General features: G+C 42.9%; 9 protein-coding genes. 3 read left to right on the top strand and 6 right to left on the bottom strand.

Features of this window, described 5'->3' with window-relative positions; translation table 11 throughout:
- Positions 1-223: 223 nt before the first annotated feature.
- Entirely contained in the window at positions 224-2,020 is a 1,797-nt protein-coding gene (gene aspS / locus G601_RS0100780; RefSeq protein ID WP_026664163.1) for an aspartate--tRNA ligase, read from the bottom strand.
- A gap of 171 nt (positions 2,021-2,191) precedes the next feature.
- Here aspS and G601_RS0100775 point away from each other — a divergent pair, with 171 nt between their 5' ends.
- Both G601_RS0100775 and G601_RS0100770 read left to right on the top strand, forming a co-directional pair.
- Positions 2,192-3,691, top strand: a complete 1,500-nt coding sequence (locus tag G601_RS0100775) for a glycosyltransferase family 39 protein (RefSeq protein ID WP_026664162.1) — start codon at positions 2,192-2,194, stop codon at positions 3,689-3,691.
- Between the two features lie 30 nt (positions 3,692-3,721).
- Positions 3,722-5,161 carry a glucosyltransferase domain-containing protein gene (locus G601_RS0100770; RefSeq protein ID WP_026493020.1) on the top strand — a complete coding sequence of 480 codons (1,440 nt, stop codon included), beginning with the start codon at positions 3,722-3,724 and terminating at the stop codon, positions 5,159-5,161.
- A gap of 5 nt (positions 5,162-5,166) precedes the next feature.
- On the opposite strand, the gene G601_RS0100765 is transcribed toward G601_RS0100770, so the two are convergent.
- From G601_RS0100765 to G601_RS0100745, 5 genes are all read right to left on the bottom strand, one after another.
- Positions 5,167-8,988, bottom strand: a complete 3,822-nt coding sequence (locus G601_RS0100765; protein WP_026664161.1) for a diguanylate cyclase — start codon at positions 8,986-8,988, stop codon at positions 5,167-5,169.
- Between the two features lie 168 nt (positions 8,989-9,156).
- A complete protein-coding gene (locus tag G601_RS0100760; RefSeq protein ID WP_026664160.1) occupies positions 9,157-10,083 on the bottom strand; it encodes an AEC family transporter in 927 nt (308 codons plus the stop codon).
- A 157-nt stretch (positions 10,084-10,240) separates the two neighbouring features.
- Positions 10,241-12,016, bottom strand: coding sequence for a sugar ABC transporter substrate-binding protein (locus tag G601_RS0100755; RefSeq protein WP_026664159.1), 1,776 nt, complete (start codon positions 12,014-12,016; stop codon positions 10,241-10,243).
- 290 nt (positions 12,017-12,306) lie between these two features.
- Positions 12,307-13,197: a carbohydrate ABC transporter permease gene (locus G601_RS0100750; protein ID WP_242830078.1), complete on the bottom strand. Its 891-nt coding sequence runs from the start codon at positions 13,195-13,197 to the stop codon at positions 12,307-12,309.
- A 102-nt stretch (positions 13,198-13,299) separates the two neighbouring features.
- Complete coding sequence (locus G601_RS0100745) at positions 13,300-14,208, bottom strand: ABC transporter permease subunit (protein ID WP_035790137.1); 909 nt, start codon at positions 14,206-14,208, stop codon at positions 13,300-13,302.
- A 231-nt stretch (positions 14,209-14,439) separates the two neighbouring features.
- Here G601_RS0100745 and G601_RS0100740 point away from each other — a divergent pair, with 231 nt between their 5' ends.
- Complete coding sequence (locus G601_RS0100740) at positions 14,440-16,431, top strand: right-handed parallel beta-helix repeat-containing protein (RefSeq protein ID WP_026664157.1); 1,992 nt, start codon at positions 14,440-14,442, stop codon at positions 16,429-16,431.
- The last annotated feature ends 209 nt before the right edge of the window (positions 16,432-16,640 follow it).

Genomic DNA, 16,640 nt, shown 5'->3' with positions numbered 1-16,640 from the left:
ATTATCTGCGTTTCCGCCATTCATATCTGATAATTTTAATCAAAGGTCGGAATACCGCAACATATATTTCAATAATACAAGGATTAGTCAGAAAAAACAATTCTTTGTGAGCGATTTTACAAACATTTTACTTTTTATTCGCGGAAAATATATCGATTTTAAGAGCATTTTTTGAATATACAAAAGCCCCCTGGAAAAATCCAAGGGGCATAAAATCCAATTTTTATTCTTCTACAACAGTCTTGATATGAAGCTCTTCAAGCTGCTTCTCTGTTACCTCGCCGGGAGCACCCATCATGATGTCCTGCGCATTCTTGTTCATCGGGAAAGGAATAACCTCTCTGATGGTAGGCTCACCTGAAAGGAGCATGATCATACGGTCAACTCCGGGAGCTATTCCTGCGTGCGGCGGTGCGCCGTAGCAGAATGCATTGTACATAGCAGGGAACTTAGCCTTAACATCATCCTCACCGAGGCGAACAAGCTCGAATGCCTTGATCATGATCTCAGGATCGTGGTTACGAACAGCACCTGATGAAAGCTCGATACCGTTACATACAAGGTCATACTGGTCAGCCATGATATCAAGAGGATCCATCTCACCGCGCTCTGCCTTAAGAAGTGTCTCCATTCCGCCTGTAGGCATTGAGAAAGGATTGTGACAGAACTCAAGCTCACCTGACTCCTCGCCGATCTCGTACATAGGGAAATCAACGATCCAGCAGAATGAGTACTGCTCTTTATCCATGTGTCCGGGAACAGCAGCACCAAAAGTCTTAACAACAACACCTGCGGTCTTCTGAGCCTGGAGAAGCTTACCTGAGCTGAGTACTACGAGATCACCTGCCTTAAGGCCAAGAGCTGAAATAACAGCGTCCTTGTTCTCCTGAACGAACTTAGCGATACCGCCAACTACTTCGTTATTCTCATCTATTCTGAACCAGTAAGGCTTAACACCCGCCTGAACCTCTACGTCAGCGATAGTCTTATCGATGAACTTGCGGCTCTCCTTGAAGTCAGAGATAACAACAGCCTTGATTCTTACATCTGTATCGCTGCCGTCCTCTGCCTTGGTTGCGAAAGGACCAAATCCGCAATCCTTAAGAACCTCTGTAGCATCCTGAACTGTAAGGTCGATACGAAGATCCGGCTTATCTGAACCATACTTCTCCATAGCCTCACGGTAAGGAATTCTTGCAAACGGAGCACCTGATGCTCTATCGTATGTACCATACTTAGCAAAGATAGGAGGAAGAACATCCTCACAGATCTCAAATACATCCTCCTGTGTAGCGAATGCCATCTCCATGTCGAGCTGATAGAACTCACCGGGACATCTGTCGCCTCTTGCGTCCTCATCGCGGAAGCAGGGTGCGATCTGGAAATAACGATCGATACCTGATGTCATAAGAAGCTGCTTGAACTGCTGAGGAGCCTGGGGAAGTGCATAGAACTTTCCGGGATGCTTTCTTGCAGGAACAAGGTAGTCTCTTGCACCTTCAGGAGATGAAACTGTAAGAATAGGTGTTGTGATCTCCATGAAATCATGCTCGATCATTGAGCTTCTTAGAGCAGCAATAACATTGCTTCTAAGAATAATATTCTTCTTAACCTCAGGGTTTCTAAGATCAAGATAACGATACTTAAGACGTGCTGTCTCATCAGCCTCGCGGCTTCTGTTTATCTCAAAAGGAAGCTCGTTGTATCTGCAACGGCCAAGAACATCTATCTTCTCAGGTACTACTTCGATATCACCTGTAGCCTGCTTGGGGTTCTTAGAGCTTCTCTCTCTTACTGTACCCTCAACAGAAATAGTTGATTCCTTATTAATACCCTTAACAACCTTCATCATCTCCTCTGTCTCGATGACGATCTGGGTTGTTCCGTAAAAATCTCTCAATACCACAAAGCCAAGCTCTGCGCCAACCTCACGAAGGTTCTCAAGCCAGCCTACAAGCTTAACCTTGTTACCCACGTTCTCAGCTCTGAGCTCACCACATGTATGTGTACGTGACTGCATTTTAAAATTTCTCCTTACTAAACTACTAGTAACTCTGATTGTTACTTCTAAACATCAGAAATCATTTTAGCACAATTACTGCCACTTTGTTATAAAATCTTAAAACAATATGATATATTGGTAGGTAAAGCGATTCCGCTTTCAAAAATGCTGATAAAAAGGAATGTTTAAATGAAAAGCTTCCATTCATTTTGCTATAAATCCATAACCATACTGGGACTCTCACTCCTCTTAATACTTGCAGTCTCCAGCATATTCATTTACGGACATCTGGACAGCAGCAGTCAGGAGCGAATGGTCTTTTATAAAAACGGCATGGTCTTCTTTATTCTCATTCCCGTATTTTTCTTCGCCCTCTGGAAGTTCAGAGACTTACTTAAAAAGGTCACACCGGGTAAGCTCTTTTTAATCTGCTCACTTATTTACATTATTGCTGGTTTGTACCTGACCTTCAGAGTTCCGGATACAATAAGAAGCGATCCCTACATGATCTACAAATATGCTAAAAAGTTCCTTGATGCTGACTATGAGGGACTGACTGGGGGCTATTATCTCCGCTTTTTCCCCTATCAGCTGGGCATGGTAACCTTTGAGATGGGACTTTTATCCATCTGGAACAGTACCCGTATTCTCTTCATAGCTAATCTCATCCTGATTCTCGGCATCAATTTCCTTCAGTGGAGGATCACAGAGCTTTTAAGTAAGAACAAGCTGGTTATTAACTACAGCATCGCCCTGTCATTCGGCTTTGTTCCGATGCTGTTCTATATCCTGTTTACCTACGGAACTATTCCCGGTCATTTCTTCCTATGTCTGGGCTACTATTTTCTTATAAAGCACATCAAAAACCACTCACCCTTAAGCTTTATTTTCTGCGGACTGAGTCTTGGAATTGCAGTTATATTTAAGCCCAATTACCTGATTGCAGCAGTGGCCTGTGCCATTATCATTTTCATGGATCTGCTAAAGCGCTTTTCAAAGGGAAAGCTTGTAATCCTTGTGATCGTCATTGTTCTATCCATCGCTCCTAACAAGGCATTCCTTCAGATGTGGAGAAATATCAGCGGCGTAGACTTTGACGGCGGAGCTCCCTATGTCCTTAATGTCACCATGGGCCTTCAGCCGGAGGAAATGGGCAAGGGCAGACTTGGAGGCTGGTATAACGGCTACAATTACGACACCTTTGAGCTTAATAACTATGATATAGAGGCATCAAAAAAGGTTGCCTTCGAAGATATGAAAAATCTTGCAGAGCACTGGAAAAACAATTCAGCCGCTGCAAGGAAATTTTTCATAGATAAGATCCACTCAACCTGGAACGATCCGCTGTTTCAGTCACTGTGGTCAGGTCCTCTGGAGGATTCCGATCAGGTCGTTACGGACAAGCTTCTTCACAGTCTGTTTACTGGTGGCCATGTAGCGATGGTATTTGAGAAATACATGAATCTTGTTATGATTAGTATATATCTGCTTGCAGCAGCATGGTGTTTTATGAACCTTACTAAAAAGAGCGGGGATGACTCCGAGCTTTTCTACCTGCTTCTCTTTTTGGGCGGTTTCATATTCCATCTTATTTCTGAGACAAAGAGTCAGTATGTCTACATGTATGCATACAGCCTTATTCCCTATGCAGCCATCACTCTTTGCTCGAAATTCGGACGTAAGTCCTGATACTAACAACCTAAGTGAGGTCTCATTTTTATGGGCTTAAAAACTGATAAACACGCAACCTTTATAAAACTGTTTTTTATAAATATCTTTTTACTTGTGATCTCTTACGGTGTATTTTACCGTGAGGGCTTTGGTGCTGACACCATTTCTCAGCATGCAATCCCCCTTATCAACATCGAGACCTGGATTACTTACGGAAGATATTTTGCGTATTTATTCAGCATGGGACTTTATGAGCTTGGTATCAACGCAGTAGAGCATTACCACATTTTCTACATCATGTTCATAGTAAATACTGCCCTTGCGCTTTCCGTATATCAGCGTATGTTCAGGGAATTCTTTGAGGAGCTCATTCCTCTTGTTTTATCCACTTCCCTTATTTTTATCAACGGCTTATTCTGCGAGAGCTTTATGTTTCCCGAATGTTTCCCGGGCTTTTCTCTGGCATACTTATTTTCAGCCATAGGTGCTTACCTTGTATCAAGAAAAAAACTCATTGAAGGACTCCTTACCCTTCTGATATCTGCGCTTTTTTATCAGGCTCCCGTTATGATCGCTGTTATCTGCATCATTGGCTATCTGTATTTTGAAGATGACATGATCGTTTCATTAAAGCTTGTGGCAGAGGGCATTCTTTTCATAATATTCGGAGCAGGAATTTCATTTCTGACAACCGTATCCGGCAGCTTTTTTGCCGCACTTCTTGGCGACACTCCAAAGGCGGTTAATTTCCTTGGAATCCGCGGTGAGATTAAAAACATCATTCATGGTATGCTGCTCTTTTTCCAGAGCGGCTACAGGCTGCTGCCTCCCGCATATTTCCTGCTTATCATACTCATATTTGCAGTTCTGGTTTTTGTCATTTCATCAGCTAATCTCAAAAAGTCACTTAGCCTTTTTCTTATCATAATTGCTGTATTCGGAACAGCCATGATTCTTCCAAGAGGTTCAGAAACACCGCGTCTTCTCGGCGGTCTTTACGCCGCTCTTGCAGTAATACTAATGGCTTCCGTTATCGTCGGCTCCAAAAGAAAAAGAACCATGCTACCCATGATTCTTGTGCTCTGCGCTTTTCTTTACATTCAGATAATATCTATATACAAGATTGCCCAGAACCACTACAAGAGCAATGAAATCGACTTATCCGATGCAAGAAGCGTATATTCTGAAATTTTGAACTATGAAAGAGAGACCGGCAACACAATTACCAAGGTTGCCTGGGCCACAGATAAAAACACTTTTCTTGTAAACGAAGGAATCTACTATACCTGCGGACAGATTAACGAAAGAACTCTTCCTCTGGTAGCGTATTCCCTGCTCACCTATGTGTCAGATGGCAGGGAATATCAGAAAGTCCAGATGGACAAAGCTATTTACAAAAAGCACTTCAAGGGGAAGGACTGGAGCTCTTTTGATGCATCAGAGCAGCTGGTATTCGACAACGACACCTTGTATTGGTGTGTTTACTAATATCATCACATTCCATCCGTCTCATACGTTAGTGTATAACCTTCGTGGCCTTCAATGGCATTCCACTGAGCTATTATTCTGTCTATCGGCACATTTTCTTCGCCCTCTGCCACATCAGTAAGGATCAGTATCGCCTGATTCTTGCCGTTTAGTGCCACTACATCGTTGCTTCTAAGATTAGCTCCCAAGAGATCCAGGAAAGCATCCATGACAGACTTCTCTACTTCTCCGCCATCATCCTTTCTCAAAACAAACTGAACAATCCAGATATTAACGATGGTTCTCTTTGCTATTCTCGCAAAGAGTCTGTAGATCATCTGAAGCTTATCAAAATCGACCATGTAGGCTCCCTTATGGACGCCTCCACGCTCCTCAAGTATCATCTTGATTCCTGCAATACCGTTAGCCTCTACCTCATCACCGGTGACATATCCGGTCGTTCTGTACATGAAGTAACCATGCTTTCCGTTCTGCTTTACGTTGTACAGAGCCTTATCCGCTTTTCTGAAAAGCTCGTTATAGTCTCCGCCTTCTTCCGCTGTCGCCACAGCTCCGATGGACACACCAAGAGGAATGTTCATCTCCTTACCCATGAGCTCCTTACCGGCGATAAGTATCTGCTCGTTAAGGAATTTCTCTTTTTCCGCCACAGCCTTTTCCGATGAAGTTCCAAGAATGAATGCCAGGAATTCATCACCACCAACACGGCCAACAAAATCGTCATCACGAAGACAGGCTCTTATCAGCTCTGCAAATTTGATAAGCACCTTATCGCCCATATCATGTCCAAAAACATCGTTAACCAGCTTGAAATTATCAAGGTCGATCATCATCAGTATGCCTTCATTTTGCTCACATACTTCAGGTAAAAACTGCTCTGTGAAGCCCTTGTTCCAGAACTTCGTCATGGGATCGATCTTGGCTTCCTTCTGCCATCTCTCAATATTCGTGATACCAGTTCTGATATTGCCGACAAACCAGCCTATAAACAGAATAAACAGGGCACAGACCGTAAAAAGATATATCTTGAAATATGGTCTCTCAAATATCTGCGATTCCTTCATTACATGGAATTTCTCTTCTCTAACGATATTCCTTCCGGCAGAGTCATAGACCTGCACTCTCAGGGTATAATCGCCATAAGGAAGGTTAATGTAGCTAAGCGCCTGCATCTCCCTCTGATGGCAGTATATGCCGTCATCTCCGGAGCCCTCCAGGAAAATGTGCATCATAGGATTTGAAAGTGTGAAATTAAGGGAAGCGATATTAAAGGTAATACGTCCTGATGTCGCAGGAATTATATATTCTCCCTTATTGTTTGGCATAATGATCTCATTATTTGCAACGAGCTTACTTATCCTGATCGAGTAATCCCTGTCAACGAAGTTATCCTCGCCTACCGAGATTCTCCTTACACCATCTATACAGCTAAGATACAGATATGTTCCGTCGTAAGCATTTTTTGAATTGGCTGTAAGAGATGTATCCAGTCCTCTCGCCTTATTAAGCAGTGAATAGCTATAGTCGTCTGTATTATTTATGAGGTCTTCCTTATCTACAATATATATTCCGGCACTGGAGCTAACCCACGCCTTCCCATCATTAGTAAAAAATACATCATAGTTATTGTTATATGGGAAATTTGTGAGCCTTGTTGCCTCGTTTCCATCAAATCTATAGAGAGCATTACTTGTTACATAAATGCAATCCTCGCCACCACAGGGAATTACCTTCAGGATAACCAGTGAATCCAGGCCTTCATCTTTGCCAAATTTCTTTTCAATTTTCCCATCCTTAATTACTATAAGGCCATCACCGTCGGTACCTGCTACAATTACTCCCTTTTTGTATTCGATCATACTAAGGACCTGGGTTGTAAGTCCTTCCTTCTCTCCGATGGTACCGGTCACTTCTCCATTTTTAATAAAGCTGATACCCGTGCTGCTTGCAGCAACAATAGTACCGTCTGACAACTCCAGTGTCGAACGGAATCTTCCACCCTCTGTATTATTATTCCTGATGTTAAAGCTCTCCAATGATCCATCTGCTTTAAGCTCGATAAGCCCGCTCTTTCCATAGGTACTTACCCATACATTTCCCTTGGAGTCCTCCATCAGATCTCTTATTCTGACATTTTTTAGATATGTAGGATAATCTATTGGCACAGAATAGTAGGTTTTCAGATCAATAGTGTAGAGTCCGCTGTTTGTTCCAACATACAAAAGGCCATCCTTGATCATGGTTGCGTTTACAACATCATTCGGCACCTTCGCTCTGGCAAATACATCCATAAAAGGATTCCAGGTATATCGGATTATGCCCTGTTTATTGGAAACAAACCATATATTCCCCTGATAATCTACTATGATATCGCTCACAGCACTATTAAAGTCCGCTGTGGACATATCTGTGTACTTACCTTCTCTTGTAAGGAATCCGTTTCCGCTCTCAAGGGCGCAGAAGAATCCATTATTCTGCTCTGAAAAGATGAGCTTATTAAAATACTCTCCTTTTTCTATATAAAGCTTCTTTCCAATAACAATATTATTGTCCTTGATAGTTGTATATATCGCGTAATTTGAGCTTGTTCCCACAAGAAATTCTTCATGATTTGTGGCCGCTACTGCGCAATATACGAAGTGCTCATCGTCAAGAACAGTTTTGTTTACACATTCAAGATTCTTGATAAAGAAAAGGGTTCCTGAATTTGTGACTCCTGCAACTTCATTATTCACATTACAGGACAGGGATCTTACTCCATATATCTCATCCTCAGGGAAGTTTTTAATTTTCTTATCCCTTGTGATAATGCAGAACTTCGTAGCTGTTCCCACATATATATTGCCAAGCTTATCATCACAGATTGCTCTTATTGAATCGGAAGGAAGACCATCCTCTGCAGTATAGAAGGCAATATCATTATTTTTAGGATTATAACAGGCTATTCCACTGTCATTGGTACCGATCCAAAGATTCCCTCTTCTATCTACGAAAAGCGTCATTACATTGCTTATCTTGTCATCAATATTGACGGTCTCAAAGCTATATCCATCGAATCTGTATAGACCGGCATAGGTTCCGACCCATATATATCCATCCTTGGTCTGGGCTATGGCATTTATTTCCATGGAAGCAACACCATCATCCGTATCATATTGGATAATAGCGTACTCAGAAGCCATGTCCCTGGCCTTTGTATCAAAGGGAACAGCCATAAATGCCAGAGGTACAAGTATCCATAGCATGGCTTTTTTCCTAAAGCCCTTTTTCCTTCTGTTTGTCAAAAAATGATATGCGTGAATAAGCTTTGTAGCTACAATTACGCTTAAAGCCTTATCCGGAATATCGACAAAGGCTTCTCCCAAAAATGTGCAGACAACCGGAACATTAATATCCCTGGATAGCATAGCTATAAGACCGTCTCCCCAAACATTACCTGTTCTTCCGTCATAGAAGAATATATTGAGAGGCGTGGACAAAATAACTGCTATAAATCCAGCAAAAACTGCAGTGGATAGAACTTTGAACATGTTATGGGAACCGGCTTTAGGGTAGAACATTCCCACAGAAACACCAATGCCGACAGAAACTATGATATAGGAAAAATTAGCCAATTGATTAGAACTTCCTATACCTAAAAGAATATTAAGCGCAGCACCACAAACAGCTCCGTATACCGGACCAAGCTGAATAGCCGCAATAAGAGTACCTATTGCATCCAGCCAGAAGGGAAGCTGTAATGTGGCTGCTGCCTTTCTACCTATGAGATTGATGAGAATGCAGACAGCCATCAGGGCGTAGGTCTGCCACCTCTTCATTTTTTTCATCAAATCCCCTCATAAATACTACGGTTAAGAAAATAAATGCTCGTGCATTTTTAAACGCAACAAAAATACATAAAACCACAGTTTTACAGATTAATTCTATCACCGCGAAAAGGGGCACTCAATGAAGCAGATGGCAAGAATGCATAAAGAAATTATAAAATTTAAACTCTACCACCTAAGACAAATTGCACCAACAAGCGGAATTGTTATTACGGAAAGAAGCGTAGTCAGCGCAACTCCGCGGGATGCAGTCTCCTCATCACCGCCGTAATACTGCGCCAGCATAGCAGTCATACTTGCTACCGGTGTTGCTATCATAATAAAGCACACTCCAAGGAGAGTTGTGTCTCTGATGAATATCTTGAGGATAAATACACCGATTATAGGAATAACTATAAGCTTTATGACCGAGAACAGCATCAGTCTGTAATCTGAAAACAGGTCCTTAAGTTTCATTCCGCCAAGAGCATATCCGATTACCATCATACTCATGGGAACTGTAAGGCCGCTAAGTCCCGTTATGACACTTTCAACAGGTCCGGGCACATGAATATGAGTCAGGTAACATACCACAGAAACGAAAACCGCAATTACTCCGGCATTTATGACAAGCTTCCATGATAAGCCGCCCTCGGATTCCTCCTCTGTTCCATATTGCATGGCACGGATACCATAGGTATAAATAAGCAGGTTAAAGGGAAACTGGAAGAACGCTGCGTATAAAAGTCCAAGACTTCCATAGGTAGCTGATACTATAGGGAATCCCATAAAGCCTATATTGGAAAAGATCGTCATTACTCTGTAGGTACCGTAATGGCTTTTCTTTGCCTTGATAATGCGGGGCAGAAAGATCGCTATCAGAATAAGTCCCATATATATGAAAACAGATGTCAAAAGGCATGTAAGGAGCTGCCTGTTTGAAACTATCTCGTCATTGTTTAATCCTGCGGATATGATGAAGGCCGGGCTTGCAATATTGACAACTATTCCGGACATTCCCTTACTTACCTTATCATTCATCATTCCGGTTTTCCTGCATATTATTCCCACCAGCATAAGGACAAACAGGACAAACATCTGCTCAAGTAATATCATTTCCATTCCTCTTGCGAATATTCGCATATAACTAAATAACGCGCAGCATATTTAATATATCACAAGCTTTTCATTTTCTATATGAAAAAATTCACCCTGACAGTATTAAATACCATCAGGGTGAACTTTATATGTTTTTTATTAAGGTAAATATGATTTACTGAGCTGCTTTTCTTGCATCAAGCATAGGCTGATACTTCTCTGTATCAAATGCTACAAGATCCTGGAATCCAAGACCATCGAGCTGTGATACCATCTCATCCCACTGTGCATCGAAATCTGCATCATCCTTAGCGAATACCATTCTCCAAGAAGAATCCTTGATAACGTCGCCGCACTGCTTACGGATAAGGCTGATGTCTGTAGTATCGATTGCAAGAGCGATGTTGATTGAAGGAACAACTGTCATCATGTTGTTCTTCTTGAGGTACTCAACGTCGTCTGCTGCACCAAACTTCTCTGACCACTCCTTGGTTGTCTTTGTCTGGTTCATCTCGATTGATGTTGACCACATATCTGAAGCATAAGGCTCACCTGTCTCAGGGTTAATGTCGCATGAAGCTACGATCCACTGGTTGATCTGGTTGTTACCATCATTCCAGTTACCGCCACCGAGTTCCTCGGGAACGATTACTTCTGCTGAGAATCTGTTAAGACCATCTTCTGTAAGTTTGTACTTGCCATTTTCAACTGTGTATGTAAGACCTTCTGTACCTGCATGCTGGATCTGAACACCCTCGGGTGAAGCGTACCAGTCAAGGAACTCCATAAGTCTGTTGAAGTTCTCGTCAGAAACCTGAGAACCTACACAAAGAACACGACCATCTCCATAGTAGGTGTCAGATGGCTGGTAAAGGTTTGTGTCAGCTACAGGGATCTCAACATAGTTTGTTCCCTCTTCACCCTTTGCAGGACTGTTCCAGAAACCATACTGCCAGCTGTACCAGTAGAGATATACTCTCTTTTCCTGCATCTTAGAAACGATTGCATTCCAGTCCTGAGTTGCAGAGTCGGGATCAACAAGACCCATCTGGTTTGCCTGATAGAAGAACTTAAGCATCTTGTAGTAAGCGCCATCCTTATCTGTGATAGGAGCTACGCTGTTGTCTGTGCCGATAAGTACGGAGCCGTTAACTTCCTGGCCATACCACTTTGTAAGCTGAGCTACGTTCTCCATGTACTGTGAATCCCAATCCTTCCAAAGTGAGATTGCATAAGCGGGATCGCCATTCTCGTTTGAAGGATGTGCATCCTGAATGCTCTTTAAGCATGCAAGAAGGTCATCAAGGTTCTTAAGCTCGGGAGCACCTGCTTCGTTGTACATATCCCATCCCATACGAGGATAAGAATAAACGTGAAGCTGCTTGTAGTCTGTAGGACCATTGTTGTTCATTTCAAGCGGAATAGCATAAATCTTGGAGCCATCACCCATCTGCTCGTTGAACTTCTTGATCTGCTCCATGTATTTAGCAAGGTTAGGATACTTCTCGATAACATCTGTAAGATCATGGATAAGTCCTGACTCTACGCACTCCTGTGCATCAGCGTTATCAAGGATGATAAGATCACCAAGTGCACCAGCTGCGCATCTTGTCTGATAAAGAGCTGCGCCATCACCGGATACCTGAGGTGCGATGATGTTAAGGTCCATGTTGAACTTGTCCTTAACGATCTTGCCGTACCAGCCGGGCTGAATACCCTGGAAGTTAGCTGCTACGTTGTAGAAATCTACTGTGTAGGTCTCATCGTGGCTAGCTGCAGGTGCTTCTGCGCTGTCGCCACTCTCAGTAGCTTCCCCACCTTCTGTGGTCTCTGTCTTTGTGTCAGTACCGCCTGCGGCCTGGTCAGCACCTGTGCTACCGCCACATCCGGCAAGCATACTTACAGTAAGCATTGCTGTAAGTGCCAGAGATGAAAGTTTTTTAAGTTTCATTTTTCATTCCTCCTTTTTTATAAACCCTATGAATAGGGTAAATTAACGGTAATAATTCCAGCTTCATAAGGAAGTTCCGCTCTCGCTAAGGTAGTTCTGCTCTCGCTAAGGAAGTTCCGCTCTCGCTAAGGAAGTTCCGCTCTCGCTAAGGAAGTTCCGCTCTCGCTAAAGAAGTTCCACTCTCGCTAAGGAAGTTCCGCTCTCGCTAAGGAAGTTCTGCTCTCGGGCTAAAGCCCTCGCCAGAACGACTTTCGGACTAGATTCGAAATAACCTCATCAAGTCCTCAATGTCAGCCCTTAACAGCTCCAATCATAATTCCCTTTACAAAGTATTTCTGGAAGATCGGGTACACAAGCATGATAGGAAGTACGACGATAACCGTTATTGTCATACGTACACTTGTGGTAGTCTGTGCTGTTGCTGCAGCTGCTGCAAGGGATGCTGTACTTGAAGTACTCTGTGCCAGTGATGCAAGTGAGCTTGCCTGATTCAGGTACTGGTAAAGCACGAACTGCAACGGATAGAGCTTTGTATCTGTCATGAGGAGCAGTGTATCCTGGAAAGCGTTCCACTGGCTTACAGCTGAGAAAATAGCAACTGTTGCCATGATGGGCTTGATTACAGGAATGATGACTCTGAAGAATACTGTAAGTACTCCGGCGCCATCCATCTCTGCTGCTTCCTGAAGCTCCTTCGGAACTGACTCAACGAAGGTCTTTGTAAGTATCAGGTTGAAGGGTGATACTATTGCGGGAAGTATGTATCCCCAGAAGTTGTTGGTCAGATGCATTGTCTTCATAACCAGGTACCACGGAATGATACCAGCGTTGAAATACATTGTTGCAACAACTACTCTGTACCAGAACTTTCTCATCCACATCTTTTCCTGAGTGAACATGAAGCCAAGGAATGCTGATGCGAAAACTGTAAGGCCTGTACCAAGAACTGTTCTCATAAGAGAGATCTTGAATGCCTGAGGAAGTCCCTCGATTCTGAATGCTGATATGTAGTTGTGGAAATGAATCTGCTGAGGAACAAAAAGGATGTCACCTCTCGCACTGATATCATTCGCACTTATTGTGTTTATAACTATGTAATAGAAAGGATACAGGCACAGGAACGCTGCTATTGCAAAAATGATATAGCATATAACTTCTACTGCGCGATCTCCTGCACTCATTCGTATCTTGGACTTTTGGTTTGTCTTTGTATTATTTGAATCCTTCATTGATTTCACCGAATTTGTCATTGTATGTGTTATAGCCATAGTATTCACCTCCTATTAAAGAATGCTCTCGCCACGGATGGACTTGGAGGCTCTGTTAACTATGAATAAAAGTACGAGACTGACAAGACTCTTCAGCATACTGATCGCTACTGAAACTGAGTAACCGCCACTACCCATAGCCATGTTGTAAACATAAAGGTCAAGAACCTGAATGTAGTCTTTGTTAAATGCGTTCTGGAATACGTAGTACTGCTCCATTCCGTTATTAAGGAAGTTAGCAACATTTAATACCAGAAGAACGAAGTATGTAGGAAGAAGGCTGGGAATTGTGATATGCCATATAACCTGCATTCTTGTTGCGCCGTCTACCTTAGCTGCCTGAATGAGCTCATCATCAATACTGGAAATTGCAGCTATGTACATGATTGCTGCCCATCCGAGGTTCTTCCATGTAAGCCACAGCCACTGTGTGAACCATACATGTGATGATGACTGAAGGAAAAGAATCGGCTGACTGATAACTCCCATCTTCATAAGGAGTGAGTTCATCATACCTGTACTGTTAAACAGTGAGAACGCTATTGAGTAAACCATAACCCAGCTGACGAAGTTAGGAAGTGTTGTTACAGTCTGTACAAACTTTCTGAACTTAACGCCTCTGATCTCATTGAGAAATACTGCGAACAACATAGGAAGCCAGCTCGTTCCAAGAGTAAGTCCACTCATCGCAAATGTATTTTTAAGTACCTGGATGAGCTGTTTTACCTTAACATCTGTGCTGATCAGTGATGAAAACCACTTAAATCCGACAAATGCACTCTGCGCCAGTGTCTTAGGCGGCTTGTAATCATAGAATGCATACAACCATCCGTATAGCGGGTAATAGCAGAAAAGCAATACCAACACTATAAACGGAAGCACTAACAGGAAAAGTTGAAATGAATACGCTTTTTTCTTTGTCAAATTGCACCTCCCCAGTTTATCTCTCAGACAAGATAAACAAATTTGATTCACATTAATACTAGACTTTCACATTACCTACGGCTATTCATTTATTGTCATATTGCATATAATTATTGCTATCACAGCTAAACTTTTATGCAAATTATTGACATAGCCATTTCTAAATCGTACGATAAATCATATTTTATACAATCCATCATTTGTTTTTACATATTTATTGGGAGGAAATGTATGATTTACTATGTAGATGCCAATGCTTTTCGCGGGGGCGATGGAAGCGAAAAAGCACCTTTCAGGCAGATTAATGAAGCAGCAAAAATTGCCAAAGCCGGAGATGAAGTAATCGTAAAGCCCGGAATCTATCGCGAGCGCGTTGTTCCGCAGAATGCCGGAGAAGAAAACGCAAGAATTACATATCGTTCTGAGGAGCCTTTAGGCGCTGTTATAACCGGTGCTGAGCTCATCACAGACTGGAAAAAGGAAAAGGGCGGCATATACAGTGCCCGCATCAACAACGCCATTTTCGGCGACTTTAATCCTTATATTGAACGCGTATATGGTGACTGGTATTTCTCACCAAAGATCCGTCACACAGGTTCTGTTTTCATCAATGATCTCATGATGTATGAGACCGACTCCCTTGCAGAATGCAAGAAGGGCGAGCCGGATCCCTTCGCATGGCATCCTGACGAAGCAAAGTATCTGTGGTACACAGAGCAGGACGGCGATGAGACCGTTATCTACGCTAACTTCCAGAAGCTTGATCCCAACAAGGAAAAGGTTGAGATCAGCGTTAGAAGAAACTGCTTTATGCCCGATGAGAACGGCATAAATTATATAACCGTAAGCGGCTTTGCCATTAACAAGGCAGCTACAACCTGGGCTCCGCCTGCTGCATACCAGGATGGTATGATCGGACCTCACTGGAGTAAGGGCTGGATCATCGAGGACTGCGAGATCAGTAACAGCAGATGCTGTGGTATCTCTCTCGGAAAATATTACGATCCCGAAAACGACATGTACTTTACCAAGAACCATGTAAAGAGCCCTACACAGATGGAGCGCGATGCAGTTTGCCGCGGTCAGTATCATGGATGGCTCAAGGAGAACATCGGTCATCACATCATCAGACGCTGCCACATTCACCACTGCGAGCAGACCGGTATCGTAGGTCGTATGGGCGGTGTATTCTCAACAATCGAGGATTGCCACATTCATCATGTATGTAACTCACAGCAGCTTGGCGGCGCAGAGACTGCAGGAATCAAGCTTCACGCTGCTATCGACGTAACCATCAGAAGAAACCACATCCACAACTGCATCATGGGTGTATGGCTCGACTGGCAGGCACAGGGTGCCAGAATCTCTCAGAACCTCATGCATGACAACTGCAGACCTGATGGCATCGACCAGGCTCCCGGAGCAATGTTTGATACTGATGTATTTATCGAGGTTGGTCACGGACCTACCCTTATCGATAACAACCTTCTGCTCTCACCTGTATCAATCACTATCCCCAGCGAGGGTATCGCTGTTATCCACAACCTGGTACTTGGAAGCTTCAGCCTTATCAACTCCGGTGTAGACAGCATTGTAAATGATCAGAGAGAGCCCAGATATACTCCTTATCACATCCGTCACCGCACAGAGGTTGCAGGCTTTATGACTATCCTTCACGGCGATGACAGAGTATACAACAACATTTTCGTTCAGCAGTACAAGGTAACTGACAAAAAGAAGACAGCTCAGGATGCTGACTACCAGGTTGTAGGAACCGCACCCTTTGATATCTTCCCCACCTACGAAGAGTGGGCAGATCAGTTTGACTTCACCAAGCACCCTGACATGGGCGGCCTGGCAAAAGCTCACTTTGGCCACCTTCCTGTATGGATTGACGGAAACGCTTACTTCGACGGAGCAACTGTTTATAAGAAGGAAAAGAACAAGCTTGTTGATAAGAAGTCCAAGGTATCCGTTACCGTATCTGAGAAGAAGGGCAGCTGGTATGTAAAAACTGATGTCTTTGACAAGCTCGGCGACTTTACCTGCAATATCCTTACAACTGAAGCTCTCGGAAAAGCCTTTGAGCCAGAACAATACTTCGAAAATCCCGATGAAAGTCCTATAACATTTGATGCGGATTACTTCGGAGCACACAGAAATCCCGCTGCTATACCGGGACCTTTTGCCAAAGCTCCCGCAAAAGAAATAAAAGTATTTTAAAACATTTGTAGATTACTCTCATTATCTACATCTGATACAAAAATAGCCCTGCAAAATGCAGGGCTATTTTTGACATAGTTCTCACATCCAATTAAAGGAGCTATTTTTTATCGTGCCATTTTGCTTCAAAATGTGATAAACTATAGTGTGTTCCAAAAGTTTCTAAAAGCAATATACGTTTTTGACTGGCTTCCGGAACATTCATTATA

This window comes from Butyrivibrio sp. FC2001, assembly GCF_000424125.1.
Classification (GTDB): Bacteria; Bacillota; Clostridia; order Lachnospirales; family Lachnospiraceae; genus Butyrivibrio.
This window is presented reverse-complemented; position numbering and strand designations above follow the sequence as displayed.